This is a genomic window from Flavobacterium sp. 38-13 (genome assembly GCF_001899155.1).
In the GTDB taxonomy this organism is placed as follows: Bacteria; Bacteroidota; Bacteroidia; order Flavobacteriales; family Flavobacteriaceae; genus Flavobacterium; species Flavobacterium lindanitolerans.
This window is the reverse complement of the sequence record NZ_MKVG01000020.1, coordinates 263,339-289,472: the sequence shown is the minus strand read 5'-3', so window position 1 is coordinate 289,472 and position 26,134 is coordinate 263,339. Positions and strand designations below refer to the sequence as shown.

At 37.6% G+C, this 26,134-nt stretch carries 25 protein-coding genes; 8 read left to right on the top strand and 17 right to left on the bottom strand.

What is annotated here, in order from left to right; genetic code table 11:
* Positions 1 to 248: 248 nt before the first annotated feature.
* Entirely contained in the window at positions 249 to 926 is a 678-nt protein-coding gene (locus BGO88_RS15890; RefSeq protein WP_286707528.1) for an SDR family NAD(P)-dependent oxidoreductase, read from the top strand.
* Here the strand turns inward: BGO88_RS15890 and BGO88_RS15885 are convergent.
* Complete coding sequence (locus BGO88_RS15885; RefSeq protein ID WP_286707527.1) at positions 915 to 1,622, bottom strand: VanW family protein; 708 nt, start codon at positions 1,620 to 1,622, stop codon at positions 915 to 917. The genes BGO88_RS15890 and BGO88_RS15885 overlap by 12 nt on opposite strands.
* The gene (locus tag BGO88_RS15880) at positions 1,573 to 2,301 is read right to left on the bottom strand and encodes a class I SAM-dependent methyltransferase (RefSeq protein ID WP_286707526.1); all 729 of its coding nucleotides are present in this window, start codon (positions 2,299 to 2,301) and stop codon (positions 1,573 to 1,575) included. The genes BGO88_RS15885 and BGO88_RS15880 overlap by 50 nt, the downstream gene beginning before the upstream one ends.
* Positions 2,302 to 2,348: 47 nt before the next feature.
* Between BGO88_RS15880 and BGO88_RS15875 the strand changes: the two genes are divergently transcribed.
* From BGO88_RS15875 to BGO88_RS15855, 5 genes are all read left to right on the top strand, one after another.
* Entirely contained in the window at positions 2,349 to 2,954 is a 606-nt protein-coding gene (locus BGO88_RS15875) for a SprT-like domain-containing protein (protein ID WP_353743422.1), read from the top strand.
* A 77-nt stretch (positions 2,955 to 3,031) separates the two neighbouring features.
* Complete coding sequence (locus BGO88_RS15870; protein WP_286707524.1) at positions 3,032 to 4,090, top strand: mannose-1-phosphate guanylyltransferase; 1,059 nt, start codon at positions 3,032 to 3,034, stop codon at positions 4,088 to 4,090.
* A 120-nt stretch (positions 4,091 to 4,210) separates the two neighbouring features.
* The gene (locus BGO88_RS15865) at positions 4,211 to 4,783 is read left to right on the top strand and encodes a Crp/Fnr family transcriptional regulator (protein WP_286707523.1); all 573 of its coding nucleotides are present in this window, start codon (positions 4,211 to 4,213) and stop codon (positions 4,781 to 4,783) included.
* 74 nt (positions 4,784 to 4,857) lie between these two features.
* Positions 4,858 to 5,343 (top strand): SRPBCC domain-containing protein, encoded by a 486-nt coding sequence (locus tag BGO88_RS15860; RefSeq protein WP_286707522.1) that lies wholly within the window; start codon positions 4,858 to 4,860, stop codon positions 5,341 to 5,343.
* Between the two features lie 58 nt (positions 5,344 to 5,401).
* Positions 5,402 to 6,241 (top strand): alpha/beta hydrolase, encoded by an 840-nt coding sequence (locus tag BGO88_RS15855; RefSeq protein WP_286707521.1) that lies wholly within the window; start codon positions 5,402 to 5,404, stop codon positions 6,239 to 6,241.
* A 99-nt stretch (positions 6,242 to 6,340) separates the two neighbouring features.
* Here BGO88_RS15855 and BGO88_RS15850 read toward each other — a convergent pair whose 3' ends face one another.
* The 6 genes from BGO88_RS15850 to BGO88_RS15825 all read right to left on the bottom strand — a co-directional run bounded on the left by BGO88_RS15850 (position 6,341) and on the right by BGO88_RS15825 (position 10,967).
* Positions 6,341 to 7,132, bottom strand: coding sequence for an ABC transporter ATP-binding protein (locus BGO88_RS15850; RefSeq protein WP_286707520.1), 792 nt, complete (start codon positions 7,130 to 7,132; stop codon positions 6,341 to 6,343).
* The gene (locus BGO88_RS15845) at positions 7,129 to 7,878 is read right to left on the bottom strand and encodes an MlaE family ABC transporter permease (protein ID WP_286707574.1); all 750 of its coding nucleotides are present in this window, start codon (positions 7,876 to 7,878) and stop codon (positions 7,129 to 7,131) included. Before BGO88_RS15845 ends, BGO88_RS15850 begins: the two co-directional genes overlap by 4 nt.
* Before the next feature lie 91 nt (positions 7,879 to 7,969).
* Positions 7,970 to 8,818: a glycosyltransferase family 2 protein gene (locus BGO88_RS15840; RefSeq protein WP_286707519.1), complete on the bottom strand. Its 849-nt coding sequence runs from the start codon at positions 8,816 to 8,818 to the stop codon at positions 7,970 to 7,972.
* A 4-nt stretch (positions 8,819 to 8,822) separates the two neighbouring features.
* On the bottom strand, positions 8,823 to 9,353 hold the full coding sequence (locus tag BGO88_RS15835; RefSeq protein ID WP_286707518.1) for a class I SAM-dependent methyltransferase: 531 nt from the start codon (positions 9,351 to 9,353) through the stop codon (positions 8,823 to 8,825).
* Between the two features lie 52 nt (positions 9,354 to 9,405).
* The gene (locus tag BGO88_RS15830) at positions 9,406 to 10,464 is read right to left on the bottom strand and encodes a 3-oxoacyl-ACP synthase III family protein (protein WP_286707517.1); all 1,059 of its coding nucleotides are present in this window, start codon (positions 10,462 to 10,464) and stop codon (positions 9,406 to 9,408) included.
* A 128-nt stretch (positions 10,465 to 10,592) separates the two neighbouring features.
* Positions 10,593 to 10,967 carry a group III truncated hemoglobin gene (locus BGO88_RS15825; protein ID WP_286707516.1) on the bottom strand — a complete coding sequence of 125 codons (375 nt, stop codon included), beginning with the start codon at positions 10,965 to 10,967 and terminating at the stop codon, positions 10,593 to 10,595.
* Positions 10,968 to 11,085: 118 nt separating this feature from the next.
* Here BGO88_RS15825 and BGO88_RS15820 point away from each other — a divergent pair, with 118 nt between their 5' ends.
* Entirely contained in the window at positions 11,086 to 11,610 is a 525-nt protein-coding gene (locus tag BGO88_RS15820; protein WP_273236343.1) for a hypothetical protein, read from the top strand.
* A 65-nt stretch (positions 11,611 to 11,675) separates the two neighbouring features.
* Here the strand turns inward: BGO88_RS15820 and gcvP are convergent, their stop codons facing one another.
* A complete protein-coding gene (gene gcvP / locus BGO88_RS15815; RefSeq protein ID WP_286707515.1) occupies positions 11,676 to 14,525 on the bottom strand; it encodes an aminomethyl-transferring glycine dehydrogenase in 2,850 nt (949 codons plus the stop codon).
* Positions 14,526 to 14,662: 137 nt separating this feature from the next.
* On the opposite strand from gcvP, the gene BGO88_RS15810 reads away from it, so the two are divergent.
* Complete coding sequence (locus BGO88_RS15810) at positions 14,663 to 15,472, top strand: hypothetical protein (RefSeq protein ID WP_286707514.1); 810 nt, start codon at positions 14,663 to 14,665, stop codon at positions 15,470 to 15,472.
* Between the two features lie 45 nt (positions 15,473 to 15,517).
* Here the strand turns inward: BGO88_RS15810 and BGO88_RS15805 are convergent, their stop codons facing one another.
* The 8 genes from BGO88_RS15805 to BGO88_RS15770 all read right to left on the bottom strand — a co-directional run bounded on the left by BGO88_RS15805 (position 15,518) and on the right by BGO88_RS15770 (position 26,131).
* Positions 15,518 to 16,420, bottom strand: a complete 903-nt coding sequence (locus BGO88_RS15805) for a TIGR01777 family oxidoreductase (RefSeq protein ID WP_286707513.1) — start codon at positions 16,418 to 16,420, stop codon at positions 15,518 to 15,520.
* A gap of 68 nt (positions 16,421 to 16,488) precedes the next feature.
* Complete coding sequence (locus BGO88_RS15800; protein ID WP_286707512.1) at positions 16,489 to 17,310, bottom strand: DCC1-like thiol-disulfide oxidoreductase family protein; 822 nt, start codon at positions 17,308 to 17,310, stop codon at positions 16,489 to 16,491.
* Positions 17,311 to 17,345: 35 nt separating this feature from the next.
* The gene (locus BGO88_RS15795) at positions 17,346 to 17,663 is read right to left on the bottom strand and encodes a hypothetical protein (protein ID WP_286707511.1); all 318 of its coding nucleotides are present in this window, start codon (positions 17,661 to 17,663) and stop codon (positions 17,346 to 17,348) included.
* A gap of 53 nt (positions 17,664 to 17,716) precedes the next feature.
* Positions 17,717 to 18,220, bottom strand: a complete 504-nt coding sequence (locus BGO88_RS15790; RefSeq protein ID WP_286707510.1) for a GbsR/MarR family transcriptional regulator — start codon at positions 18,218 to 18,220, stop codon at positions 17,717 to 17,719.
* Positions 18,221 to 18,328: 108 nt separating this feature from the next.
* On the bottom strand, positions 18,329 to 22,096 hold the full coding sequence (locus BGO88_RS15785) for a T9SS type B sorting domain-containing protein (protein WP_286707509.1): 3,768 nt from the start codon (positions 22,094 to 22,096) through the stop codon (positions 18,329 to 18,331).
* 152 nt (positions 22,097 to 22,248) lie between these two features.
* The gene (locus tag BGO88_RS15780) at positions 22,249 to 24,276 is read right to left on the bottom strand and encodes a M3 family metallopeptidase (protein WP_286707508.1); all 2,028 of its coding nucleotides are present in this window, start codon (positions 24,274 to 24,276) and stop codon (positions 22,249 to 22,251) included.
* A 183-nt stretch (positions 24,277 to 24,459) separates the two neighbouring features.
* Positions 24,460 to 24,942 carry a 5-(carboxyamino)imidazole ribonucleotide mutase gene (purE, locus tag BGO88_RS15775; protein ID WP_286707507.1) on the bottom strand — a complete coding sequence of 161 codons (483 nt, stop codon included), beginning with the start codon at positions 24,940 to 24,942 and terminating at the stop codon, positions 24,460 to 24,462.
* Between the two features lie 31 nt (positions 24,943 to 24,973).
* Positions 24,974 to 26,131: a 5-(carboxyamino)imidazole ribonucleotide synthase gene (locus BGO88_RS15770; protein WP_286707506.1), complete on the bottom strand. Its 1,158-nt coding sequence runs from the start codon at positions 26,129 to 26,131 to the stop codon at positions 24,974 to 24,976.
* Positions 26,132 to 26,134: the final 3 nt, after the last annotated feature.

Below are 26,134 nucleotides of genomic sequence, written 5' to 3'. Positions count from 1 at the left end.
ATATATATTTTTGAAAAGACTAATGACTCAGGATTTTTTTATTTTAGCGAAAACTAACCCATTCTTCCAAAAAAAGAAATAGTTTTGAAAAAAAATTAATGACTAATAAGACATTGGTTTTGACCGATCGGCTTCGGTTGTGGATTTTATTTAGCCACAGATTAAAAGAATTATGCAGATTTAAGAGATCTATATCTCGAAAAGTATAACTTATAATGCAAAGATAGCTTTGCGATTTAAAAATTGAGATGAAAAATATCATTATAACAGGAACCAGCAGAGGAATTGGTTATGAACTGGCATTGTTATTTGCCAATGAGGGTCATCAGGTTTTGGCCATTTCCAGAAAAACACCAAAGGCATTAATAGAAAATCCAAATATTACCTGTCTTTCTGTTGATTTGGCGAATGAAACCGATTTGGCTAAAATCCAAAACTTCCTTTCTTCTACCTGGAAACAGGTTGATGCAATCGTTCATAATGCAGGGGCGTTGTTGTTAAAACCTTTTTCGGAAACTTCTACACAGGATTTTGAGCAGATTTATAAAGTAAATGTTTTTGGTGTTGCTTCGCTGACAAGAATTTCATTGCCTTATTTAAAATCCGGAAGCCATGTTGTAACGATTAGCAGTATGGGGGGCATTCAGGGAAGTATGAAATTTGCCGGACTGTCTGCCTACAGTTCCAGTAAAGGAGCTGTTATTACACTTTCGGAGCTGCTTTCTGAAGAATATAAAGAAAGAGGTATTTCCTTTAATGTATTAGCGTTAGGCTCTGTCCAGACCGAAATGCTTGCTGAAGCTTTCCCGGGTTATCAGGCGCCGCTTTCAGCTAAAGAAATGGCAGATTATATTTATGATTTTACCCTTAAAGGAAATAAGTTCTATAACGGAAAAGTCCTTCAGGTATCTTCCTCAACTCCTTAATTTATTGTAGAAAGAAATTGCAACTTTTTTATTTTCTATAAAAGTAACCACTTCAATTTTTCTGCCTTTATCTATGATATTGAAAGTCACGTGGTGCTCTTCAATTTCTTTTTGGCTATTTAGGGAGCAACTAATATTGGAACCTTCAATTTCGATTTTAAATTGGACAGGAAAGGGATTATTGTTTTTAATCCGAAGGTCTTTATAACCATAAACCACAGTAGCGTCGGCCCCTAAAGGAGTGAATCGTTCTTCTTCGGAATAGATGTCTACAGAATGGTTATGCCTTTCCAGTATCTCTAAATTGGCTAGGAGAGCGGTGTGGTAAATAATTCCAGAAAGTTGGCAAAGTCCGCCGCCGGTTTCTTCAGAAATTTTCTGGTTTACGATATTCCGTCCTTTTTTAAAACCGTTTCTTTCGGAAGGATTTCCTACTATTTTCCAAAAAGAAAAAAGTTCGTCTGGATAGATACAGATTTGATTGATTGCTTTGGAAGCCAGTTTCAGATTATGGATTTTGTTATCGAAATGGGTTCCTTTTTTTATTTCCTGTTTAATTGTGATAGAGAAACCGGATATGTTTTCTTGTGGTCTTTTTTGGGCAAAGCGATTCTTCGAGATAAATTTTAAATCGGTAATCTGTCTTTTAATTATCCTGAATTTTAGCTTTATTGCGGTTGGGATAAGTTTTTTCACTTGGTTGAGCTTTTTCTAATTCGATGACGAGGTAGGAAGAATATTCTTTGAGAAAGGATTTGCAAAAAAAGGCATCTATTTTTTGCAATAAAGGTCGGGCTGAAGAAGGAAATCTGTGGATAGGAAAAAAAAGGATTCCCCGGTAATATTTTATGGTCCAGTCTGGAATTATAAGACTTTCGATATCTTTTATTGAAAGAGCATTGGCGCCATGCCAGCCTGTTTTTTTATAATTGAAAAGTTTTCTTCTTTTTTCAGAGGGGAAATCAAAAATTAGCTTCCCGTCTTTTTTTAGTTTTTGATGCGACTCTTTAAGGAAATTATTTACAGTGGCTTTGTCTAAATGCATTATGACGTGAAAAGAAAATATAATGTCAAAGAAAGCATCAGGATGCGGAATATCAGAAATACTGCCCAGACTGATGTTTTTCTCCGGGAACTTGTGCTTTGCAACTTCAATCATTTTTGGACTGATATCTACTCCGTGGCTTGCCAGGTCCAAAAATCTTCCTGTACCACAGCCTAAATCCAAAATGTTAGCCGAGCTGAGGTGAGGCAAACACTTTTTTAAATAGGCTCTTTCCTGGATGTCAATATATGTCCCATAGGAATTTCCGAACCTGTTTTGGTCGTAAGTCGATGCTAATTCATCATAATATATTTTTATTTCCTCAATCATATTCTAAATGTATAGCATTTCTACCAAAAATAAATAAATTTGTAATAATGAGTGAAGTCTTATCAAAATATCTCCCTGAACATGCTGTGGAGCCTTGTTTCGAATTAATTAAGGCTAATGAGGTCCATCTTAAAATAGTTAATGAACGGGTAACGCGCCATGGTGATTATAGAAAAGGGCCGGGGGGGAAACATGAAATTACCATAAATTCCAACCTGAATAAGTACAAGTTCCTGATGACGCTGATTCATGAAATTGCGCATCTTGTGGCTTTTAAAAAGTTTGGCAGGAATATTAAGCCTCACGGTAACGAATGGAAATATACCTTTCAGCAATTGATGGTGCCTTTTATTCGTCCTGAGATTTTTCCAAGTCAGGTTTTACCGCTAATGGCGAGGCATTTTAGGAATCCTGCGGCAAGTAGTGATACCGATGCGACTTTGTCTTTGGCCTTAAAGCAATTTGATAAGGAAAACGACAAGAATTATATTTTTGAAATACCATACGGTAGTTTTTTCAGGATTTATAATGGCAAAATATTTAAGAAAGGAGCTCAGAGAATCAAAAGGTTCGAATGCCAGGAAGTAAGTACGGGAAGAATCTATTTGTTTAGTCCCAATGCTGAGGTTGAGCTTTTGCCGGCCAGATGTTAAATGTTGATTAAACGATTTTGATTTGAATTAAGAAATAATAATATTTACATAGAGATTGTGTAAATGATTTATCCAAGATGAATAAAAACTATTTTGCCATATTAATGGCTGGAGGTGTGGGGTCCCGATTTTGGCCGGTTAGTACCAGTGAGTTTCCAAAGCAATTTCACGATATGTTGGGAACGGGAGAAACCCTGATTCAAAAAACTTTCAGCAGGCTGTCTAAACTGATTCCGGAAGAAAATATTTTTATTCTGACCAATGAAAGCTATAATGACTTGGTTTTAAGCCAGCTTCCTCAGGTAAGCCAGGAACAGGTATTGCTTGAACCAGCCATGAGAAATACGGCTCCTTGTATTTTATATGCTTCATTAAAAATAAAAAAAATAAATCCTGATGCCGTTATAGTTGTGGCCCCAAGCGACCATTGGATTGAAGATGAAACGGCATTCGTAAGCGATTTACAGACTGCTTTTGACTTCTGTGAAAAAGACAATGCTTTGATGACTCTGGGAATACAGCCAGCTTTCCCAAATACAGGTTTTGGCTATATCGAATATGATAAGTCGGATGCAAACCAAGTAAAAAAAGTAAGCCAGTTTCGGGAAAAACCGGATTATGAAACTGCAAAAGAATTTCTGAAGAGTGGTAATTTTCTTTGGAATGCCGGAATATTTATCTGGAGCGCAAAATCAATTATACAGGCTTTTGAGACCTATCAGCCCCAAATGTATGCTTTATTTATGCTTGGTTATGGAGCCTATAATTCTGATTTGGAAAAAGTTTTTATTGAAGAGAATTACGCCGAATCTGAAAATATTTCGATTGATTATGCAGTTATGGAAAAAGCACCTAATGTGTTTGTCCTACCGGCTACTTTTGATTGGAATGATTTAGGAACGTGGGGCTCTTTGTATGAAAAACTTCCAAAAGATAACCAGTTGAATGCTGTCGTAAATGCGTCTGTAGTTTTAGAAAATGCTTCCAATAATATTATTCGTACCGATGCTAAAAAATTAATCGTTATTGATGGATTAAACGATTATATCATTGTGGACAAGGAAGATGTGCTGTTGATTTATCCTAAAGGGAAAGAACAGGAAATAAAGAGAATCCGAGAGATTGTAAATAAATAAAAAAAAGAGGCTGCCTGAAAATAACAGCCTCTTTTTTTATCAATTTTATTCAATCCATCTGAGCGAAAGCGTAAAAGACTTTAATAAGGAAATCAGGATATTTCCAAAAAGTGAAAAAGAATGACAGAGTTTGAAATCAGTCTGAAACAACATTTTGGAATTGCTGGCACACAAGAATTAAAAGCCATAACCGCTTTATTTGAGCAGGAGCTATTGAAAAAAGGAGATTTTTTTCTGGAAACAGGTAAAAAATGTGACCGATTAAGTTTTATTCAATCCGGTTTTTTAAGAATTTTTCTCGAAACTAAATCCAAAGAAATTACACAATGGATTTCTACAAAAGGTTACTTCGTTACTGATTTATCCAGTTTTATTTTTGACCATCCGGCCCGTTGGACCATTCAGGCATTAACTGATGTGGAGATTTATACCATCAGGAAAAGCGAATACGCTAAGATAAAAACTGTTCTTCCGAAATGGCCTGAGTTAGAGAAGCAGTTTATTGTACATTGCTTTACAATACTGGAAGACAGGGTTTTTAGCCATCTTTCCATGACCGCAGAAGAGCGCTATTATTTTTTCTTCGAAAACAATAAAGAATTATTCAATCAGGTTCCATTACAATACATTGCCTCAATGCTGGGGATGACACCTGAAACTTTTAGCCGGATAAGAAAAAAGCAATTATCTTAAATTCTTGATTTTTGTCAAGCCGATATCGTTATGCAAAACAGACCTTTGTGATGTTCAATTAAACACCACACAAAATGAAGCGTCTATTTTTAATATCAGCAACCCTTTTGATGAGTATAACAGCTATGGCAAAAGAAATCAAAACAGAAATTGTTATTCAGGCAACACCTGAAAAAATTTGGTCAATCCTTACCGATTTTGAAAATTACCCAAACTGGAATCCTTTTATAAGTACCATAGAAGGTAATGCTGTGCGAGGTAATAAAATCAAAGTCAGCATTCATCCACCTGGAGGAAAGAAAATGACTTTCAGGCCCATCGTAATTACTAAAAAAGACGAAAAGGAATTAAGTTGGCGAGGCAAGGTATTATTTAGAGGATTGTTTGATGGAGAACATAAATTTGAACTCATAGACAATCATGACGGGACTGTAACTTTTATCCAAAGTGAAAAGTTCAAAGGGCTGTTTGTATGGATGTTCAATCCAAAGAAAACTAAAGAAGGCTTTAATCGGATGAATGAAAAATTAAAGGAACTTGCGGAAAAGGAAATAGATTAAGAAGTTACAGAAGCTATCGCCCGGCAATGACTATCCGGTCTTGAAATACGATAAGCAAATGCAAACCAATATTATCGATAATAAAGCAGACAGGCTGTTTACTGTTATTTATCCAAATTTTGATAAGGAAACAATAATCCTCTTACATGACGGTCCGGGTTTTCCCAACGATCTTACAGAAGTTGTCAATTCATTAAAAGACAGTTTTCAAGTCATTACATTTCACCAGAGAGGAGCAGAAAAATCACCTTGTGCAAGCAAAGATTATTCAATGGAAGCGTATTTGAGCGATCTGGAAGCTATTAGGGAATTTTATCAAATTAATAAGTTCCATTTGTGTGGACATTCCTGGGGCGGACTTTGTGCCCAAATCTATGCTGAAAAATATGTGGATAATTTACTCAGCCTGTTTTTGTGTAGTCCCGGTTCGGGAACCAATACTCAGTGGAAGCAGACTGAAAAAGAACTAATGCAGTTGAATAAATCGAAAACTACCGGCTGGCAATGGACAAAAATGGGGATGAATAGCTTTCTGGGGATGTTAGGAAGTGATAAGGCCTATAAACGTCTTTTGAAACAGGTAATGAAAAACTATAATGACGGATTTATACCTACAGGTACTTCTGATAATAGTGAGTATTTTAATCTGCTGAAAGCAGTTCCGATAAATAAGACAAGGCCGGAAATCATAAAGTACCCGCTTTTGAAGGGATTGTCGAATCCGGATTTTAAAATAACTATCTTATATGGTGAACAGGATATCTATAAAACAAGTAAAAACTTTGTGATTGACCGTTATCCGACAGCAAAGGTGTTTATAGTTTTAAATTCACGCCATGTTCCGTGGTTACACAATCCCAAAAGCTATAAAGATATTATGGACAATCATTATCAGTAATGGTTGATAACAATATGCCGAATACATTTTAATATGTAACAGGAAAAAAAACAAATACAGACCGGGATTCATTTACCGGGTCTGTATTCAATGTTTTAATTATTTATTTTCTTCTTTGTCTTCGTCTTCGATATCGGCAAGAAGGCTTTCACGCACTTTTTTAAACAGGTCGGACGAATAAACAAATTCAACAATTGATTTGTTCTTCGTTTCTAAAATTTCTTCATTGGTTCCTTCCCATTCCTTTAATCCGTTTTTCAGGAATACAATCTTTTCTCCAATCTGCAAAACCGAGTTCATGTCGTGCGTATTGATGACAGTTGTCATATTGTATTCTTTCGTGATTTCCTGAATCAGTACGTCAATTAATATAGAAGTTTCAGGGTCTAATCCCGAGTTAGGCTCGTCACAGAAAAGGTATTTTGGATTGTTTACAATAGCTCTTGCAATGGCTACACGCTTCTGCATACCTCCGGAAATTTCTGAAGGATATTTGTTGTTGGCATCCACCAGATTCACTCTTTCAAGTACCTGATTGACACGGTCGCGTATCTCATTTTTTTTCTTATTAGTAAACATTTTTAAAGGGAAACCTACATTTTCTTCAACTGTCATGGAATCGAAAAGTGCGCTTCCCTGGAATACCATCCCGATTTCGGTTCTCAGGTCTCTTTTTTCGTCTTTAGTCAGTTCGGAATAGATTTTCCCATTGAAAGCAATAGTACCTTCGTCAGGAGTATGGATTCCAAGCAATGTTTTCAGCAATACAGTTTTTCCGGAGCCGCTTCGCCCAATAATAAGATTGGTTTTTCCGGCTTCAAAAGTGGTAGAAATTCCTTTTAATATCTGTGCATCGCCAAATGACTTTTTTATATCTTTTACTTCAATCATGAGCTTAAAAGTAATTGTGTTAGAATATAGTTCATGAGAATCACCACAACACTCGTCCAGACAAAGGAAACGGTACTGGCTTTACCGACTTCCAAAGCACCGCCTTTCATATAATACCCATGAAAGGAAGGAATAGTTGCCAGGATTAAGGCATAAACCATTGTTTTTATAAAGGCATACACGATATGGAATGGGATAAATTCTGTCTGTAGGCCCATAATGAACTCATCGCTTGAAGTCAGGTTTCCATATACGGCGGCCATATAACCTCCCAAAATGCCCAAGAACATACTTAAGGCAATCACGAAAGGATAAAGCATCAAGGCAATGATTTTCGGAAATACAAGATAGTTGAGTGAGTTGACTCCCATTACTTCCAATGCATCAATTTGTTCCGTTACCCTCATTGTTCCGATACTGGAAGTAATAAAAGACCCTACTTTTCCGGCCATGATAATGGAAATAAAGGTAGGGGCAAACTCCAGTATAACGGATTGCCTAGTGGCGAAAGCAATCAGGGTTTTTGGAATCAGAGGATTTGTCAGGTTGAGTGCCGTCTGGATGGCAACAACACCTCCAATAAAGAAAGAAATAAAAGAAACGATTCCCAATGAACCGATAATCAAATCATCAATTTCCTTCAGGATAAGCTGTTTCATATAGGACCATTTTGTTGGCTTGTTAAAGATTTCCTTCAACATAATAAAATAGCGGCCTATCTGGGTTAAGTATCGAATTATCATTATAAGTTTCTAAATAATGGCTAAAATACGAAAATTGTCAAGAGTAGCTGGTTTTGCTTTGTGAGTTTTTTAACTAATAAATTACCACGCCAAATCAGAATAGCTTTTCTTTCATTTTTTTCAAACGGTAATTTCGGATAAATTTTGCCTGTTCTCTGGTGACTAATAACGGTTTCTTTTGAGATTTTGCTTTTAAATATCCTTTGATGTAATCAAAAAACAAAAAGGGTTTTTTCTTTAGCATTGCCAGTTTTGCGGAAGCTATTGCCGTAATAAAAAAACCGTAACCTAATGTATAGAAAGCCTCACCCTGTTTATAACGTGCTGTTTTATTATAATTGGCGCCGGTCGGTTTTAAATGTTTAACCTTTAAAGATTGGTCTGTCACTACTTTCCAGCCGTAAAATTTACACAACAATTCATCAACGGTATCCCATCCCATGGCAGGTTTAAGAGTGCCAATCTGTAGAAAACATGCTTTGCGATAGGCTTTGAAAGCTCCGCGGATATGGTCTTTATCCGTCAGATTTTCAAGAATCCAATCGCCATTTTTTTCGATATAGGCAAAACCGCCCGCCATACCTGTTTTTGGGTCTGATTTGAAAATATTGATAATCGTTTCAAAGTAGTTTGCAGGCAGGATTAGGTCGGCGTCTAATTTTACAATTATATCATAATTGCTGTCCAGAGTTTCGTATCCTTTGTGAAAAGCCTGAATAACCTTGCTTCCCGGAAGATGGATAGCCTCAGATTTTTTTTGAACAAGATGTATGTAGGGATATTTAGAGGCAAATTCCTGAACTATTGCCGAAGTATTGTCGGTTGAATTGTCATCTACCACAACAATCTTTGCCGGAACAACTGTCTGTTCTGCCAACGACTGTAGTGTCATTGCTATAAAAGCTTCTTCATTGTGGGCAGGAATGACGATATAATAGTTCATAAAGTCAGGAATTATGTACTTTCTCTGCGTATACTATATAATACCTGTTTGTAAATCTTCGCAATAATGGCCTGATTCCAAACTTTTTTACCGGATTTGTCCATTTTTGTCGGTCGAGTATTTTCCATCCTGTTTTTTCCAATAGCCAGTCCAGTTGCCAATCTTCAAATTCATGATAGTGTCTGTCCCACATATCGGTTTTGCTACGGTAAGCAGGTGAAAACCAAAGGCGCATTGGGATAGAGATAAATAATTTATCAGACTTAATATTTTGGAGTACCGTATATGGATTCAGCAGATGTTCAAAAATTTCAAACGCTGTTGTCACTGTGTATTGTTGTGACTGAAGTGCTGTCTGGTCTTTGTCAAGGTCTTCCCCTGTAGTATTAATAACCTGGAAACCGTTTTGCTTCATGATTTTCGAGAACGGATTTTCGACTCCCAGATCCAGGATTGTTTCTGAAGAGTTGATATGCTTGTTTAAAAAATCGAGCGTGAGCTTAAATCTTTTTTCTGGAAAAGTTTTTTCGTACATCTTATTTCAAGTTTAAGGCTTCGAGCAATGAAGCCTGAAACCGGAACTTTTGTTATAACCGATACGTAAATGCATTTACATTCATTCCCGCACCAACGGATGCAAAGATAATAACATCTCCTTTACGAAGTTCCTGATTTTCGATTTTTCCTTTGATAAGCAAATCATATAGTGTGGGCACAGTGGCTACACTGCTATTGCCCAATTTATGAATGCTCATAGGCATAACGCCTGCTGGTGGAACCGCCTTGAAGAGTTTGTAAAAGCGGTTGATGATTGCCTCATCCATTTTTTCGTTGGCCTGATGGATAAGTACCTTTTTGACTTCCGAAATATCAATTCCGCTTTTTTCAAGACAGCTTTTCATGGCCATAGGAACCTGGCTCAAGGCAAATTCGTAAATTTTTCTGCCATACATTTTGATGTAGCGTACATCCGGATTCAGTTCTTTATTGTAGGACTTCCCAAAAAACAGGTAGTTTGCTTCATCGTAGGCAAAAGTCGCACTTTCATAGGACAGTAAACCGTCATTTCCATCAGTGCCTTCTACTATGGTGGCACCTGCGCCATCAGCATAAATCATGGAATCACGGTCATGCGGATCCAAAACCCTTGAAAGTGTTTCTGCTCCAATGACCAGGCAGCGTTTTCCCATTCCTGATTTGATGAAAGCATTGGCTTGCAATATCCCTTCAATCCAGCCCGGACACCCGAAAAGGATATCATAGGCTACACATTTGGGATTTTTTATCTGGAGTTTATGTTTGATTCTTGAAGCCAGACTTGGGAGAATATCGGATTGGATTTTTCCATATTGTACATCACCAAAATTATGGGCGACAATAATATAGTCTATAGTTTCGGCATCTATATTGGCATCCTCAATTGCTTTTTGAGAAGCCAGAAAACCAATATCGGAAGCCAGCAAATGACTGTCGGCGTAGCGACGTTCTTCTATTCCTGTTATATCCTTAAACTTTTCAATAATAAGCTCAGTAGGGTGTGATAAGGGCTCACTATTGTCGTCCAGAAAAATATGATTGTCAAAGTCGTGGTTGGCAACTCTGATTTCCGGTATATAGCTGCCAGAACCTATGATTTTTATGTTCATTATTGAATGATTATGTTTTTTGCTAATGTATTAAAAATTAACGCGCTTCTTTGTAAAAAAGTATTATGCGTGCATATAATTATCAAATAGTTATTTTTTTGCTCAATAACTAAGAATATGATTTTATTTTAAGCAGATTTGTGCAGTTTAATCTGCATTACAGTGGCGATGGAAAGTGCTTTGGTTTTTATTTTTTCCGAATTTTCTCCTGAAAAATTTTCATCTACAATCCGGTAGAATGTGTCAAGCCAGATTTTGAAATGTTCCGCAGTCAGTTCCGATTTCTCATTAAGGTCTAAATGGAGTTTTAGGACATTGTTTTTATAATTGCCTTTTCCAAACAGGCTGAGATTCCAGAAATCTACAATAACCGGCAGGTGATGTTCCATGTTTATTTGGGCAATATCTGTAAACAGATAACTAATTGCTTTATTTTGAAGCAATTTCTGATAGAATTTATCCATTAACAAAATTAAATCTTCGCGATTTTCGAGGTCTTTCATGACGCTTTTTTGTGAGTCTTAAAATTAGCTTAATAATCTGAAGGTTAAAAGCAATTGGACTTTTTTTTGTGAGTAAAAATCTTATATTTGCGCCAAAATCAATCTTTAACTTAAAAAAATGAAAAAAAGTATTTTATTATTAATGTTATTAATGACTTCGTCGTTAATTTTTGCACAATCGGACAAAATTTTTAAACATAGCGGGGAAACCGTAAATGGGAAAGTTATTCGTTTGGATGAATATGTGGTTGTTTTCAAATATGATGGAGAGGATGCTGAAAACTCAATAGGGAAATATGCCATTGAAAAAATTGTTTACGGCAAAAGCGGAAGAGTAGAAGAAGTTTCTGAGAAAATTGACGTGAGCTCAGAAAAAGACTGGGAAAAAGTTGTTATCCTTGAGGAGAAATCTTATATCGCAGGATTGAAAAAAGTAGATGAGGTAAGAGGTAAGACTGGTCTTATCAATTTCCAGACAGGAAATACAGGTGATAAGAAAGCAGAGAAAAAACTAAAAATGGAAGCTGCTAAATTAGGATGTCCTTTTATTTTGTTAATGGCTGACAAAGCTACTGTTGGTGCTAGTTCTAATGCTTTGGGTGGTTCACAGGTTATCAAAAAAGGAGTTGCTTATAAATACTAATAAGTATTCAAAATAAAAAAAGCCGATAGTTTTACTATCGGCTTTTTTGTTATATAAAATTTCTGTTAGCTTTCCATGTAAGCTTCAATAGGAGCGCAGGAACAAACCAGATTTCTGTCACCATAAGCATCGTCAACTCTGCGAACAGATGGCCAGAATTTGTTTTCTGCGATATATTCCAGAGGGAAAGCCGCTTCTTCTCTTGTGTATGGGAAATCCCAGGTGTCTGCTGTAAGCATAGCCAATGTGTGAGGAGAGTTTTTCAAGACATTGTTCTTGTCATCTGCTGAAGCTTTTTCAATTTCTTTACGAATAGAAATCATAGCATCGCAGAAACGGTCCAGTTCTTCCAGATTTTCACTTTCCGTAGGCTCAATCATCAAAGTTCCGGCAACCGGGAAAGAAACTGTTGGCGCATGGAAACCATAGTCCATCAAACGTTTGGCGATATCTGTAACTTCAATTCCTTTTTCTTTGAACGGACGGCATTCGATAATCATTTCGTGAGCCGCACGCCCCATTTCGCCGGAATATAAAGTAGCATAATGTCCGTTCAATCTTTCTTTGATATAGTTGGCATTCAGGATAGCGTGCTGTGTTGAGCTGGTTAAACCTTCGGCACCAAGCATGGTGATATAGCCGTATGAAATTAAGCAAACCAAAGCAGAACCCCATGGTGCTGCAGAAATTGCAGTGATTGCATGGTTTCCACCTGTAGGGATTACAGGGTTTGTAGGCAGGAATTCTACCAAATGTGGAGCAACGCAAATTGGTCCTACACCAGGTCCTCCGCCTCCGTGAGGAATAGCAAAGGTTTTATGCAGGTTCAGGTGGCAAACGTCCGCTCCGATAGTAGCCGGATTTGTCAATCCTACCTGTGCATTCATATTGGCACCGTCCATGTAAACCTGTCCTCCATTTTCATGTATGATTTTTGTCACTTCAATAATAGAAGCTTCATAAACTCCGTGAGTAGACGGATAGGTAACCATTAAACATGCCAGGTTATCTTTGTATTGAATAGCCTTGGCTCTTAAATCTTCAACATCAATGTTTCCGTTTTCAGATGTTTTTGTAACCACAACCTGCATTCCTGCCATAGTTGCTGTTGCCGGGTTTGTACCGTGGGCAGAAGCCGGGATTAAGGCAATGTTTCTGTGCGATTCACCTCTTGACTGGTGATAAGCGCGGATAACCATTAAACCTGCATATTCCCCTTGCGCTCCGGAATTTGGCTGTAGGGTAGTACCTGCAAAACCGGTAATAACATTTAATTGCTGCTCTAGTTTTTTCAGCATTGTTTGGTAACCCTCTGCTTGTTCGATAGGGGCAAAAGGGTGAATATTGTTCCAGTTTGCCATGCTCAAAGGAAGCATTTCAGCAGCTGCATTCAGCTTCATTGTACACGAACCTAAAGAAATCATGGAGTGATTCAAAGCCAAATCCTTTCTTTCGAGCATTTTGATGTAACGCATCAGTGCTGTTTCTGAATGGTGTTTGTTGAAAACTTCATGTGTAAGGAAAGTGCTTGTTCTGTTCAGACTTTCACTGTATTGTGTTTGGGCAGCCAATTCGGTTACTTTTACCGTTTCTTTTCCGGCAGCTTCTGCAAAAATAGAAATGATAGTATTGATGTCTGCCAAACCGGTTGTTTCGTTAAATGAAATGGCAACTGTATTGTTGTCGATATAATAGAAGTTGAATTCATTTTTCTCAGCAATCGCTTTTACTTTCTGGGCATCTGCCTTTACAACAATTGTGTCGAAGAAAGATGAGTTTGTTTGCTCAATCCCTAATTTACTTAAAGCATTCGCTGTTGTTACTGCAGAAGCATGTATTTTTCCGGCAATATAATCCAGTCCTTTTGGACCGTGATATACGGCATACATTCCTGCCATGACAGCCAAAAGAACCTGAGCCGTACAAATGTTAGATGTTGCTTTTTCACGTTTGATATGTTGCTCACGAGTTTGCAAAGCCATACGAAGCGCACGGTTTCCGTTGGTGTCGATAGTCACACCAATGATTCTTCCTGGCATACTTCTCTTGTATTCTTCTTTGGTAGCGAAGTAAGCAGCATGAGGTCCGCCGTAACCCATCGGAATTCCGAAACGTTGCGTTGTTCCAACAACTACGTCTGCGCCCATTTCTCCTGGAGAAGTTAATTTTACCAAACTCATGATATCAGCAGCAACAGCTACTTTTATCTCGTTTGATTTTGCCTGTACAATGAATGCGGCATAATCGTAAACCTGGCCGTATTTGCCAGGATATTGAAGGATGGCTCCGAAGAAATCATTTCCGAATGTAAATTCTTCGTGGTTACCTACTACTAATTCCACTCCAATTGGAGTCGAACGGGTTTCCAAAACAGACAAGGTTTGTGGTAAAATTTCTTCAGAAACAAAGAATTTGTTAGCGTTATTTTTCTTTTGGTCGCGTGTTCTTACATCAAAAAGTAATGCCATTGCTTCGGCAGCGGCAGTTCCTTCGTCAAGTAGTGAAGCGTTAGCGATTTCCATTCCTGTCAATTCAATAACAGTTGTCTGGAAATTCAATAGTGCTTCCAAACGGCCTTGAGCGATTTCAGCCTGATAAGGCGTATAGGCCGTATACCATCCGGGATTTTCAAAGATATTTCTTTGAATAACCGCAGGAACAATTGCAGGATGATAACCCAAACCAATATATGACTTGAATACTTTGTTTTTATTTCCTAGTTTTTGAATATGATTCAAATATTCATATTCGGTCATGGCTGGTTCTAAATTCAGCGGCGCTTTTAGACGGATGTCATCAGGAAGCGTTTCATAAATCAATCGGTCAATTGATTCAACACCAATAGTTTTCAGCATATGCTGCAAATCGTTTTCTCTCGGACCGATGTGTCTTAAAGCAAAAGCATCTGTTTTCATATAATATTGTCGTGGGTTGTTTTTTGTGGCACAAAAATACTTATTAATCTCAAAAATAAATCCTTTTTTAACATGGTTTTTTTAGGAAATTTTCAACGAAAACTCGGTGTTGTTAACAGTTTCGTTATTTTTGCAGTATGCAGGCTATCAGACGACTATTTAATTTTTATATTAATGGCAGCATACACGTTGCGGTAGCCGTTTTGTCACTGGTTTTAATGACCAACCATATGTTCCGAAATCCTTTCGATTTGTCGATGGCAGGTTTTGCTTTTTTCGGGACTATTTTCGGATATAATTTTATCAAATATGAAGATTTTTTCAGAAATAAAAAATCTTTACGATTTGAACTTAAGGGGATAGCTATTTTAAGCCTGATTGCTTTTATAGCAGCTGCTTATTTCTTTTTTCATTTGAAATTCATCACCCAGGTTACGGCTTTTATTTTCTTTGGACTGACTTTTTTGTATACGGTGCCAGTATTTTCAAGCAGAAAAAATATCAGGAACTGGAGTGGTGTCAAAATTTATATTGTTGCTCTTTGCTGGTCAGGAGTTACTACACTGTTACCGTTAATTAATGTGGGTACCGAAGTTTTTTCGGATGTCATTCTTAAATTTTGCCAACGGTTTTTACTGGTTATCAGCCTGATTTTGATTTTTGAGATTATCGATTTAAAGACAGATAGCCCGGCATTGGGTACTGTACCTCAACGAATAGGGGTGAAAAAGACCAAAATTGTAGGGCTGCTTCTGTTGGTGCCGCTTTACTTTCTGGAGTTTTTGAAAAGTACTATTGACACCAATCAGCTTTTTGTCAATGCTATTTTGGTCATTGTTACTTCGTTGTTTATGATTTTTGCCAATGAAAACCGTTCCAAATACTATACATCTTTTTGGGTGGAGAGTATTCCTGTTTTTTGGTTGGGGTTGGTGTATTTGTTTTAACGACGTTAACCCTGGCAGGGTTTCAAACCCTGCCAGGGTTAAAGGTTATAAACTATCTAACGCATCTCGTAATACTCCAAATTCAAATATAAAACCATTTTCCGTTAGCCGTTTCGGAATAACATTCCTGCTCTTTAAGACGAGTTCTGTTTCTGTACCAATCATTCTTGCGCCAAATTTTAAGAGTTTTTCGCTTATTGGAATTCCGGTTGGAACACCTAAACTTTTACGAAGTGCTTTCATAAAAAGCGTGTTTCGAATAGGTTGTGGAGAAACTATATTTAAAACTCCTGTAAGTTCTTTTTCAATAATAAAGGCTACCGCCCTTGCAAAATCTTTTTCATGAATCCAACTGATAAATTGGTTTCCTTTTCCTTGCCTTCCACCAAAACCTACTTTGGTCAGATTTTTTAAAGGAAGATAGGCACCTCCGTTTTTTCCTAATACGATTGAGGTTCGTAATGCTGTTTTTTTAGTATGCGGAGTTTGCATTTCAAAGAAGGTTTTTTCCCATGATTTGGCAACATTCATAGAAAAGTCATTTCCGATTTCGCCATTTTCTTCGCCCATTTCTTTGTCTAATGAATGTCTGTAAATAGTAGCGGTAGAAGAGTTTAGCCAATGTTTGGGTGGATTTTCGCATTGTTGTATGGCAAGATTCAGGATATTGGTACTTTCAAGTCTGGAATCCAGAATTTCTTTTTTGTTTTCTTCGGTATACCTGCAATCAACAGATTTACCGGCAAGATTGATGAGTACATCCGCATTTTCCAATTCCTTTTCCCAGCCTGAAAATGTTTTGGCATTCCATTTTATGTGCCTGATGTTTCCTTTTATTTTCGAACTTCCTCTGGTAAGAATAATAATTTCTTCAAATTTATCTTTAAAATGATTCACAAGAACTTGTCCTAGGAATCCGGTTCCTGCTGCGATTATTAATTTTTTCATGTTTTTGTATGTTTTCCTCCCACCCTGCCAGGGTTATTAACCCTGGCAGGGTGGGAAGGTTGGTTAAATTAAAAGGTTAAGATGACTAACAAGACAATTACTCTGTAAATTACCCAGGTGTAAGAAAGTATAGTTGGAAGTCGCAATATTTTAATTCTTCTGGAATGTTCCATAAGCATAAATAAAACTACAAGGGCAAACCAGATTAAGATGGCGATTTGTGGAATATTTATAAATTGGTTCAGGATTAAGATAGGTGTCAGGAGCAGAGCACCTGCCAATGACACTGTCATCAGATTTCCTGTATAGTTTACCAGATTTCTTTTTTCAATTTTTAGTAAAAACAAGGATTGAAAAACAATTTGTCCGAAAGCAATAGCCAATTCTCTTCCGAAATTTCCGCGAGGCAGATTAGGGATGAGGTTTGAAAAATTATGCAGTGTCAATGCAGTAATGACAATTGTGAAAAGAATGTAGATAATTCTGTATTTATAATTAAAACTCGGAACACATTGCAAAGCAGTAGTATTGGTGTTTTGATTAGGGATAATTACTTTCCGATTGTATGAGATAAAAGAATAAAGTTTTTTCAACAGGGATTTCACAGGAGGAACGTTTCCGACTTTTTCTATCCATGGAAAAGAATTTCCAATCACTTTCAACAGGCTGTCTATTCCGTAAATGACGGTTTTGTTTTTATTGTCGACCAAAGCAATTTCATTAGAAGCTCTTTTGAAATCGATAAAACTGTGTTCTTCTTCTGTCAGATTAGAAAATGGTTTTTTGCCGTTTTTGTCCAACATCCCTGTTTTTATAAAACCTGTTGTGTAGGCCTGGCAGAGTGGACAATCTTCATCATACAATAATGTTTGGTTTTCAAGTGTTTTCATGATTTCCATTTTTTGATTAATAAAAGGCAGTTTCATTACTGTTTTTCTTTAATTATGAAATGTAAAATGACTGTCATATAAAAGGCTAAAGATGGCGGCATTGCCCAAATCCATCCCCAATCCATTGTAAACCATAATGAGAAGAATAGGATACAAAGCAAAAGATAGGCCTGGAGATGTCTGTTTTTGTAATGATTAATAAAAAGTACTAACGCAATAGAAACCTGAAGGAATCCTGTAATAACTGTTGACAATAAAGCAAATGATAACATCCCGACTTCAAATACAGCCAATGCGGCTATTGTAATGGGAAGGCCTATAGCGAAACAATTAATTTTTTGTATAAGTGTCATGATTAATATTTTTTAAACTTTCAGAAAAAAATGAAAGTTTTAATTAAATTTTTTTATTTCATGATTTTCATGACCAAACGGGCAATCCAATTGTCTTTAAATTCAGTTACCTTGTCAATCATATTATCAGCTTTTAGTACAAAATCATAAAGTTTGGAAGTCTGTTCCACAAAATGTTTTGTTTCTCCGGTTTCGTTGGCTTTGATAGAAGAAACATCTTTGAGTACTCTCAATGCGGGTTTGATTTCTCTTTTACTTCTTTCCTGTGCTATTTTAACAGCCAGTTCGTCTAAATCTTTTTCGGCTATAAAAAATTCTTTTCTTTCGCCAGATTTGTATTCTTTGTATACAATTCCCCAATCCATCAAGGCGCGAAGGTTCATGCTGGCATTACCTCTGGAAATCAATAATTCTTCCATAATGTCTTCCATAGAAAGCGGCTCAGGAGAAACCATCAGTAACGCATGGATTTGTGCCATCGTTTTGTTGATACCCCATTGAGAACCTAATGCTCCCCATGTTTGGATGAATTTGTTTTTTGCTTCTTTGAATTCCATACCTCAAATGTATAAATTTATTTTCGAACTTTCAAAAATAATTGAAAATAAAATTAATAATAAAACCGCCAATTTTTGCTGGCGGTTTTAAGTATTTTAAAGATAGAATTAATTTACCTCACGATTTAAATAAACCCAACCTGTTTTCTCTTTTCCATCTCTGAAAGAGATGTAATAATAATAGGTTGCAGTAGGAAGCAGTTTACCATCAGAGCATTGTCCGTGCCATTGGTTTACATAATTGTTCATTTCATACACTTCTGTTCCATAACGGTTAAAAATTTTAACTCTAAGGATATCAAGTCCGGCCAGATTCCAGGTGTCGTTTTTATTATCGCCGTTTGGAGAAACTCCTTTTGGTATTTTGCAATAACTTTTTTCGACAGGAATTGATGTTGTAGTGGTACAGCCTTCTTCGTTGGTTACTACAACGGTATATATTCCTGATTCCAGACCGGTAATGTCAGTAGACTGTGTTGTTGCATTAAAACCATTTGGTCCTGTCCATGCATAGGTAGCGTTTGATTCATTGAATGAATTGTCTATTGCAAAAGCGGTAAGCATGTAGTGCTCGTTTTCACATTTTGCCTGGGCTCCTACAGAAAAAGTATCTGTGTTTTCGTCAACTTGTACCGATTTTGAAAAAGTACAATTACTGACATTTACAAGGACACTATATAGTCCCGGTTCATTGATTTCGACTTCTGCAGAATTACCGCCTACAATTTCTCCATCTTCATTACGCCAGATATAATCAGCTTCTGATTCTTCAAAATTGTCAGGAATAACTTTTAGAGTGGTTTCCTGTCCGAAGCAGATTCTGGTGTTTTCCTGTGTAAAATGAAATTCAGGTTGTGGTGTTACAACAAGTTCAAATGACAGTGGTTCAGAAGGACAGTTGACCATATTGGTTGTAACAGTATAAGTTCCGGACATTGCAATCGTTGCATTTGGAAATGCCGGATTGATGCCGGTAGCCGTAAATCCGTTCGGTCCGGACCAGGTATAATTGTACAGAAGATTTGGATTTTGAATACTGATATTAATTGGGGAGCCTTCACAAAGGGAACCAACAGAATTAATAATAGGAGTAGGGACAACAGTGTTAAAATGTATAGAGACTATAGCTTCGTCTTCAACGCCGCAAAATCCTCTTACGAAATACCTGAAGTAATAAGTTGAGCCTTGTTGGACACCTTCCGTATTCCATACATTTGATGAAAGTGCACCTGTAGAAGGAATTTGTTCCCAGGTTCCGTTTTGGTCTGCATTGCCTAATAAATAATCAAATAGATTGATGGAAGGAGGAATAGAACATAGGTCTACATCATTGTCATTTCCGGCATTTGGCGGGTTTCCGGCATCGATTTGATAGTTTAGGATTTGGTTCAGGCAGGAATCCGGTTCTGCCGGATAGGTAACGGCCACATGATACAGACCTGACTGTGTAGCGACATTTAAAGGAGCAAAAGCTAATGTAGCACTAGTGCCTAATGTAACATTTTCGGCTCCTTGCTTATACCACCTGTAGTGCAGGTAAGGGAAATTAGGTACAGAAAGCGTACTGTTTTGTCCGTCGCATAAAGAAGCTGCTATAGAAAATACAAACGGAGTCGTAACATCATGGGTATAAGTACTTGTGTTCTGGCATTGATCTTTTATTTCAAAAACATAAACCGCAGATTCCAAATCGGTAAATAACGGACTACTGCCGTTTGAAAAAACAAAAGGCTGACCGTTTTTTTCGATGATTCTGAAAGTAAAGTTTCCTTCGCCAACTACATTTAGCAAAACGTCTGAGAGGGTGCCGGAACAAGAAAAGTTTAAGGCTCCTTTTATTTCAGGAAGCATTCCTGTTTCAAATTCTTTTATAGTAAATATACATGAATTGCTGGCACCAACGCTATTGTAGATAGATGAAGCAGTTACGATCCTAAATTTTCCTCCTATTGGAAAATTCAGGTTCCACGTATTATTATTAGTAACTGAGATTGAATTGTTAATGTTAGGAAGGGAATTTTCAGTATAGGCAACATTTGTATTAGGATGGCCCCATTGACCTGTTGCCGGATTGAACTTTTGCAGCCAATATCCGAGATTTATAACTGAGCCGTTGTTATTTGTATGGTTAAATCGGATATTAAAAGAAGAACATGCTTCTGCAATTTCAAAAGTAGTGTTGCCAATATATTCCTTGATTTGTAAGGTCAAGGTATATTCTGAATTACAAGAGTCTTTTATTTTAATAAGATAGGTTCCAATGGGTAGTGAACTCATCATGAAATAGGAACCTCTGATGTTGACAGAAACATTCATCGGGCCATTGTAAGTACTAGGTACAGATATAAATTCAGCACTCCGTATTTGAACATCTGGTGCGCCACCGATATAGACAGAACCAAATCCGGGTTCGCATCCGCCCAGATAATTTACTCTTGGCGCACCAGAGCCGCCAGCGGGTACGGTGACCGGTTTTGTATAAGTATTTCCGCATTCGTCTACTAGAGTTATAGAATATAATCCAGGGACAAGAATATTGGAAATAACAAGGCCTCCATCACTTTGTATGTAGGCATTGACATTATGAGGAGTAGGGAAAGTAAAGCCGGAAGGGGCAGTGTTTATGGTTGCGGAAACGATATTAGAACCCAGAATTTCACCAAAGATAACGCCAGATATGCCGCATGACCCTGTAGCAACAAATTTGGCATCAGTTTCATGGTCAATGATGACATTTTCTGTAGCTGTTCTTCCGCAAGCATCGGTTACTTTTACTACATAGGAACCTTCAGGAAGTACATTGGTAGTATTTCCAAAAGTTGGATTAGAAAAATAAGTAGGATGTGAAGAGTTGTAAACAGAAGGGTTGAATCCGGCTGGTGCAGAAAGAAACTCTACCGTTATTGGATAGGTAAAGTTTGATGTCGTAACCGTAAAGGACTGTATGCCGCATCTCAATGTTTGCCGCTCCAGTAATATTGAAAATAGGGTATTCATAGGGGTGACATCTTGCCGGAATACTTTGCCGCAACCGTCAGTAACTACTAAACTATAGCTGTAAGGAGCATTGTAAAATGGAAGTTCTATTGTATAGGAATCTTGAGGGCCATTTGCTATATAGGTTTTTGTAATAGGAGCACCGCCTCCAGGTGGAAAAATAGTAAATACAAAAGTGAGCGGATAGCTTACCGTAGATCCTGCTATTGCATCTACAGTAAAAGAAGCCCCAATCGTATTACAATTAACCAATTCAGAATGAGGTGTTATACCAACAGAAACTTCCAGATTGTTGGGGATTTCTTCGAGAGTTACTAAGGTGTAGGACCTGGATACTGCGTTACCACAGGAATCATAAACTTTGATCAGGTAGTTTCCCGCCACAAGATTAGTGAAAATGTTGGAAGTTTGCCGGGGTTTTATTATGGGGCCTGAAATGATTTCATATCCTATAGGATTCCCACTGGTGACATTTACGATTATATTTCTATTAAGACTGCAGGCAATATCACTAAAAGTCATATTGAATTCTAAAAAAGAAGCCGTACTGTTTATAACGAAGTCTTTTTGTTGCTGATTATTTTCTGTACCTAAAGTCTGCGTAGCGATAACCCTGTATGTTCCTCCTGTGAGCCCTGATAAAGAATTGGTCGAGACTGTGGCATAAGGACTGTTAAGTACAGGCAGTTTGTATATTGTATAAATAATACCGGCATTTGGATGGGTTCCGCTTACTGTAAAGGATAAGGTTCCGTTTCTGTTACAAGTTTCATCCGTTCCGGTGACGGTAAGAGTAAAATCGGGTAACTGTCCGTAGGAACTAATTGCGTTTAAGGAAAAAATTAATGCAAATATAAAATTGAGGTAAAGTTTTTTCATAAGCAAATCGTTAAGGATGATTCCAAATATATAAAAAACTGTAAGAAAAATTACGGTTTCCCACATCCGTAAAGGTAAAAAAAACACATAAAAAAAGGGACTGCCTTATTTTACAGGTAGTCCCAAGTATTTTGAAATCAAATAATTGTGTGTTAAAGTAATCCGGCTCTTTTTAGCAGGGCATCCGGTTTTGGTTCGCTTCCCCTGAATCTTTTGTATAGAATCATCGGATGCTCCGTTCCGCCTTTTGACAATATGTTTTCTTTGAATTTTGTAGCCACTTCAGAATTGAATATTCCTTGTTCTTTAAAATATTCGAAAGCATCTGCATCAAGTACCTCAGCCCATTTATAACTGTAATAGCCCGAAGAATAACCACCCTGGAAGATGTGAGAAAAAGAAGTACTCATAGCATTTTCTTTCACATCCGGATAAAGTTTGGTGGAAGCAAACTGAACGTTTTCAAATTCTTTTACATCTTTGATAGGTGTTGGATCCTGACCATGCCAGCCCATATCCAGTAAGCCAAAGCTTAACTGTCTCAAAGTAGCCATGCCTTCCTGGAAGCTGGCGCTTTCTTTTATTTTCTGAATGTATTCTGTAGGGATGATTTCGCCTGTTTGGTAATGGCGTGCAAATAATGCCAGAGCTTCCGGTTCATAACACCAGTTTTCAAATATCTGGCTTGGCAATTCGACAAAATCCCAATATACGCTGGTTCCGGAAAGGCTTGGATATGTGGTATCAGCAAGCATCCCGTGCAGGGCATGTCCAAATTCGTGGAATAAAGTGGTTACTTCGTTGAAAGTAAGTAATGAAGGCTTGGTTTCTGTTGGTTTTGTAAAGTTGCATACAATAGAAACATGCGGTCTTTCGTTACTGCCTCCCAAAACGTATTGCGATTTGAATGAAGTCATCCATGCACCGTTTCTTTTTCCTTTTCTAGGGAAAAAGTCAGCATAGAAAACAGAAACGAGATTACCGGCAATGTCTTTTACCTCATACGTTTTTACATCAGGATGGTATTTTTCTATGTCGTTTATTTCTACGAAAGTCAGTCCATACAATCTTCCGGCAACGGTAAAGGCACCTCCCAATACGTTTTCCAACTTAAAATAAGGTTTTAGTTTTTCGTCATCCAGATTGAATAATTGTTGTTTTAGCTTTTCGGAATAGTAAGCCCCATCCCATTTTTCAAGCTGCTCAATACCGTCCAGTTCTTTGGCAAACTGCGTCAGTTGATTGAATTCTCTTTCCGCCGCCGGACGTGCTTTCGCTAACAAGTCATTCAGGAAAGTATTTACTTTTTGAGGGCTTTCTGCCATTCTTTCTTCCAATACAAAATGGGCATGTGAGGCATAGCCTAAAAGTTTGGCTCTTTCAAATCGGAGTCTGGCAATTTGAAGCACGATTTCCTGATTGTCATGCTCGTTTTTCTGGAAACCTTTTGCGCCAAAGGCAATTGCCATTTTTTTACGAAGCTCCCTGTTGTCAGCATAGGTCATAAAAGGAATATAGCTTGGATAGTCTAACGAAAAAATCCAGCCTTCTTTTTCGTGGCTTTGAGCTAATTCTTTTGCGGCTTCAATGGTGCCTTCCGGCAGTCCGGAAAGGTCTTTTTCGTCTGTAATATGGAGTTGGAAAGCGTGCGTTTCAGACAGTACGTTTTCGCCAAACTCTAAACTGAGTTTGGAAAGTTGCTTGTCGATTTCACGCAGTTCCATTTTTTTGTCTTCAGATAAATTGGCTCCGTTTCTGGAAAAGCTTTTGTATTGTTTGTCTAACAGAGTTGCCTGTTCTGCCGTAAGCGAAAGGCTGTCTTTTTTGTCATAAACCGCTTTTACTTTTTTGAACAAATCGGCATTGAGGCGGATGTCATTTCCAAATTCGGATAATAGCGGAGAAACTTCCTGTGCAATTTTTTGAAGTTCGTCGTTGGTTTCGGCAGAATGCAGGTTGAAGAAAATGGTAGATATCCTGTCTAAAGTGGCTCCACTAAAAGCCATGGCTTCTATTGTGTTCTCAAATGTTGGTAATTCAGGATTGTTAACTATATCGTCTACTTCCTGTTTTGCGCTGGCAATTGCTTCTTTAAATGCCGGAAGGAAATCCTCGTTTTTGATTTGAGAAAAAGGCGCGGTATCGTATTTTGTTGTAAATTTTTTGGTAAGAACTGACATATCAGGGTCTTTTTAAATATCTGTAAATAAAAAATAAGTTGTGGCACGGGAATCGCATTCCCACATGCTGTTTTCAAAAGTATAAAATTGGAAAGGAATTACCTATGGCGTTATGAAAACGTTGAGGTTTAAAATAAAAAAACCAAGCTTATCGGGCTTGGTTTCTACTGTTTTTATCTGAAGTTATTTTTTCAGGTTTTCGGATGCTTTAAGCACAGCCTGTTTCAATCCTTCTTTATAAGCAATAATTTTATCTAAAACGGCCTTGTTGTTACTTCCGATAATTTGTGCTGCCAGAATTCCTGCATTTTTAGCACCATTTAAGGCAACTGTCGCAACCGGAACACCGCCAGGCATTTGAAGAATGGAAAGCACGCTGTCCCAACCATCGATAGAATTGCTTGATTTTACCGGAACGCCAATTACGGGAAGCGGCGACATTGAGGCTACCATTCCCGGAAGGTGAGCAGCACCTCCGGCTCCTGCAATAATAGCAGCGATACCACGTGTATGTGCATTTTTGCTAAAGTCGAATAATTTTTCCGGTGTGCGGTGTGCCGAAACAATATCTACTTCGGTTTCAATTCCAAATTCTTTCAGTATGTCGATGGCTTCCTGCATGACCGGCATGTCAGAAATAGAGCCCATTATGATTGCAATCTTCATGGATATAAGTTATAATTGAGTAAATAGTTGATTACGAATTGCTGATTACCCGTATTAGTTTTTTTACTTCTTCTGCTGTTGTTCTGGCTTTGGTGATGTCTTCATTTACGATAGTAACATGGCCCATTTTTCTAAAAGGTCTTGTTTCGCGTTTTCCGTAAATATGTGGCGTTACACCGTCAATGGCCAAAATCTGTTCTATGTTTTTATAAACTACCTGACCCGAGTGACCTTCTTCTCCAACAAGGTTGACCATAATTCCGGCTACTTTGCTTTCGGTATTGCCTAAAGGCAGGTCGAGAATGGCTCTTAAATGGTTTTCAAATTGGGAAGTATAGCTGGCTTCAATACTGTAATGACCCGAATTATGAGGTCTTGGCGCTACTTCATTAACCAGAATATCGTCATTTTCTGTCTGGAACATTTCAACTGCCAGTAATCCTACATGTTCAAAAGCTTCCGAAACTTTCAAAGCGATTTCCCTTGCTTTTGCTGCTACCTTGTCGTCAATACGTGCCGGACAGATAACATATTCTACCTGATTGGCTTCGGGATGGAATTCCATTTCAACCACCGGATAGGTCTTGATTTCGCCTTTTAGATTTCGAACGACTATTACAGCCAGTTCATTTTTGAAAGGAATCATTTCTTCGGCAATGCATTCTACATCCGGCAGGTTTGCGAGGTCAGTTGCCGTGCGTACAATTTTAACACCGTTTCCATCATAGCCAAATTCAGCACTCTTCCAAACAAAAGGCAGGGCGGTATTATTCTTTTCAAGGCTTGTTTTTAATTCTTCCAGTGTCTGGAATCTTTGAAAAGGAGCAGTTGGAATATTATGGGTTTTATAAAAATCTTTTTGCCTTCCTTTATTTTGGATATTTCTGAGTGTTTTTGGCGATGGATATACTTTTGTACCTTCTGATTCCAGTTTTTCGAGGGCTTCCAAATTGACCAGTTCTATTTCAAAAGTCAGGACATCGGCTTTTTTTCCAAATCCATAAACCGTATCAAAATCCATAAGATTGCCCTGAAAGAATTTGTTGCAGCCTATTCGGCTTGGGGCTTCTTCGCTTGGGTCCAGTACATAAGTCTGTATGTCAAATTTTCGGGTATCGGCCAGAAGCATTTTGCCAAGCTGTCCTCCGCCTAGTATTCCGAGCTTAAAATCGGATGAGAAGTAATTCATTGT

What these genes read in the sequence shown, in the direction of transcription:
- BGO88_RS15830 (WP_286707517.1), bottom strand. Translation starts at nt 10,464, where the DNA reads ATGAACATAAAAATCATAGGTTCTGGCAGCTATATACCGGAAATCAGA.
- BGO88_RS15890 (WP_286707528.1), top strand. Translation starts at nt 249, where the DNA reads ATGAAAAATATCATTATAACAGGAACCAGCAGAGGAATTGGTTATGAA.
- BGO88_RS15865 (WP_286707523.1), top strand. Translation starts at nt 4,211, where the DNA reads ATGACAGAGTTTGAAATCAGTCTGAAACAACATTTTGGAATTGCTGGC.
- BGO88_RS15795 (WP_286707511.1), bottom strand. Translation starts at nt 17,663, where the DNA reads ATGACACTTATACAAAAAATTAATTGTTTCGCTATAGGCCTTCCCATT.
- BGO88_RS15800 (WP_286707512.1), bottom strand. Translation starts at nt 17,310, where the DNA reads ATGAAAACACTTGAAAACCAAACATTATTGTATGATGAAGATTGTCCA.
- BGO88_RS15820 (WP_273236343.1), top strand. Translation starts at nt 11,086, where the DNA reads ATGAAAAAAAGTATTTTATTATTAATGTTATTAATGACTTCGTCGTTA.
- BGO88_RS15880 (WP_286707526.1), bottom strand. Translation starts at nt 2,301, where the DNA reads ATGATTGAGGAAATAAAAATATATTATGATGAATTAGCATCGACTTAC.
- BGO88_RS15870 (WP_286707524.1), top strand. Translation starts at nt 3,032, where the DNA reads ATGAATAAAAACTATTTTGCCATATTAATGGCTGGAGGTGTGGGGTCC.
- BGO88_RS15805 (WP_286707513.1), bottom strand. Translation starts at nt 16,420, where the DNA reads ATGAAAAAATTAATAATCGCAGCAGGAACCGGATTCCTAGGACAAGTT.
- BGO88_RS15770 (WP_286707506.1), bottom strand. Translation starts at nt 26,131, where the DNA reads ATGAATTACTTCTCATCCGATTTTAAGCTCGGAATACTAGGCGGAGGA.
- BGO88_RS15840 (WP_286707519.1), bottom strand. Translation starts at nt 8,818, where the DNA reads ATGAACTATTATATCGTCATTCCTGCCCACAATGAAGAAGCTTTTATA.
- BGO88_RS15825 (WP_286707516.1), bottom strand. Translation starts at nt 10,967, where the DNA reads ATGAAAGACCTCGAAAATCGCGAAGATTTAATTTTGTTAATGGATAAA.
- BGO88_RS15835 (WP_286707518.1), bottom strand. Translation starts at nt 9,353, where the DNA reads ATGTACGAAAAAACTTTTCCAGAAAAAAGATTTAAGCTCACGCTCGAT.
- BGO88_RS15860 (WP_286707522.1), top strand. Translation starts at nt 4,858, where the DNA reads ATGAAGCGTCTATTTTTAATATCAGCAACCCTTTTGATGAGTATAACA.
- BGO88_RS15810 (WP_286707514.1), top strand. Translation starts at nt 14,663, where the DNA reads ATGCAGGCTATCAGACGACTATTTAATTTTTATATTAATGGCAGCATA.
- purE (WP_286707507.1), bottom strand. Translation starts at nt 24,942, where the DNA reads ATGAAGATTGCAATCATAATGGGCTCTATTTCTGACATGCCGGTCATG.
- BGO88_RS15875 (WP_353743422.1), top strand. Translation starts at nt 2,349, where the DNA reads ATGAGTGAAGTCTTATCAAAATATCTCCCTGAACATGCTGTGGAGCCT.
- BGO88_RS15785 (WP_286707509.1), bottom strand. Translation starts at nt 22,096, where the DNA reads ATGAAAAAACTTTACCTCAATTTTATATTTGCATTAATTTTTTCCTTA.
- BGO88_RS15780 (WP_286707508.1), bottom strand. Translation starts at nt 24,276, where the DNA reads ATGTCAGTTCTTACCAAAAAATTTACAACAAAATACGATACCGCGCCT.
- BGO88_RS15850 (WP_286707520.1), bottom strand. Translation starts at nt 7,132, where the DNA reads ATGATTGAAGTAAAAGATATAAAAAAGTCATTTGGCGATGCACAGATA.
- BGO88_RS15855 (WP_286707521.1), top strand. Translation starts at nt 5,402, where the DNA reads ATGCAAACCAATATTATCGATAATAAAGCAGACAGGCTGTTTACTGTT.
- gcvP (WP_286707515.1), bottom strand. Translation starts at nt 14,525, where the DNA reads ATGAAAACAGATGCTTTTGCTTTAAGACACATCGGTCCGAGAGAAAAC.
- BGO88_RS15790 (WP_286707510.1), bottom strand. Translation starts at nt 18,220, where the DNA reads ATGGAATTCAAAGAAGCAAAAAACAAATTCATCCAAACATGGGGAGCA.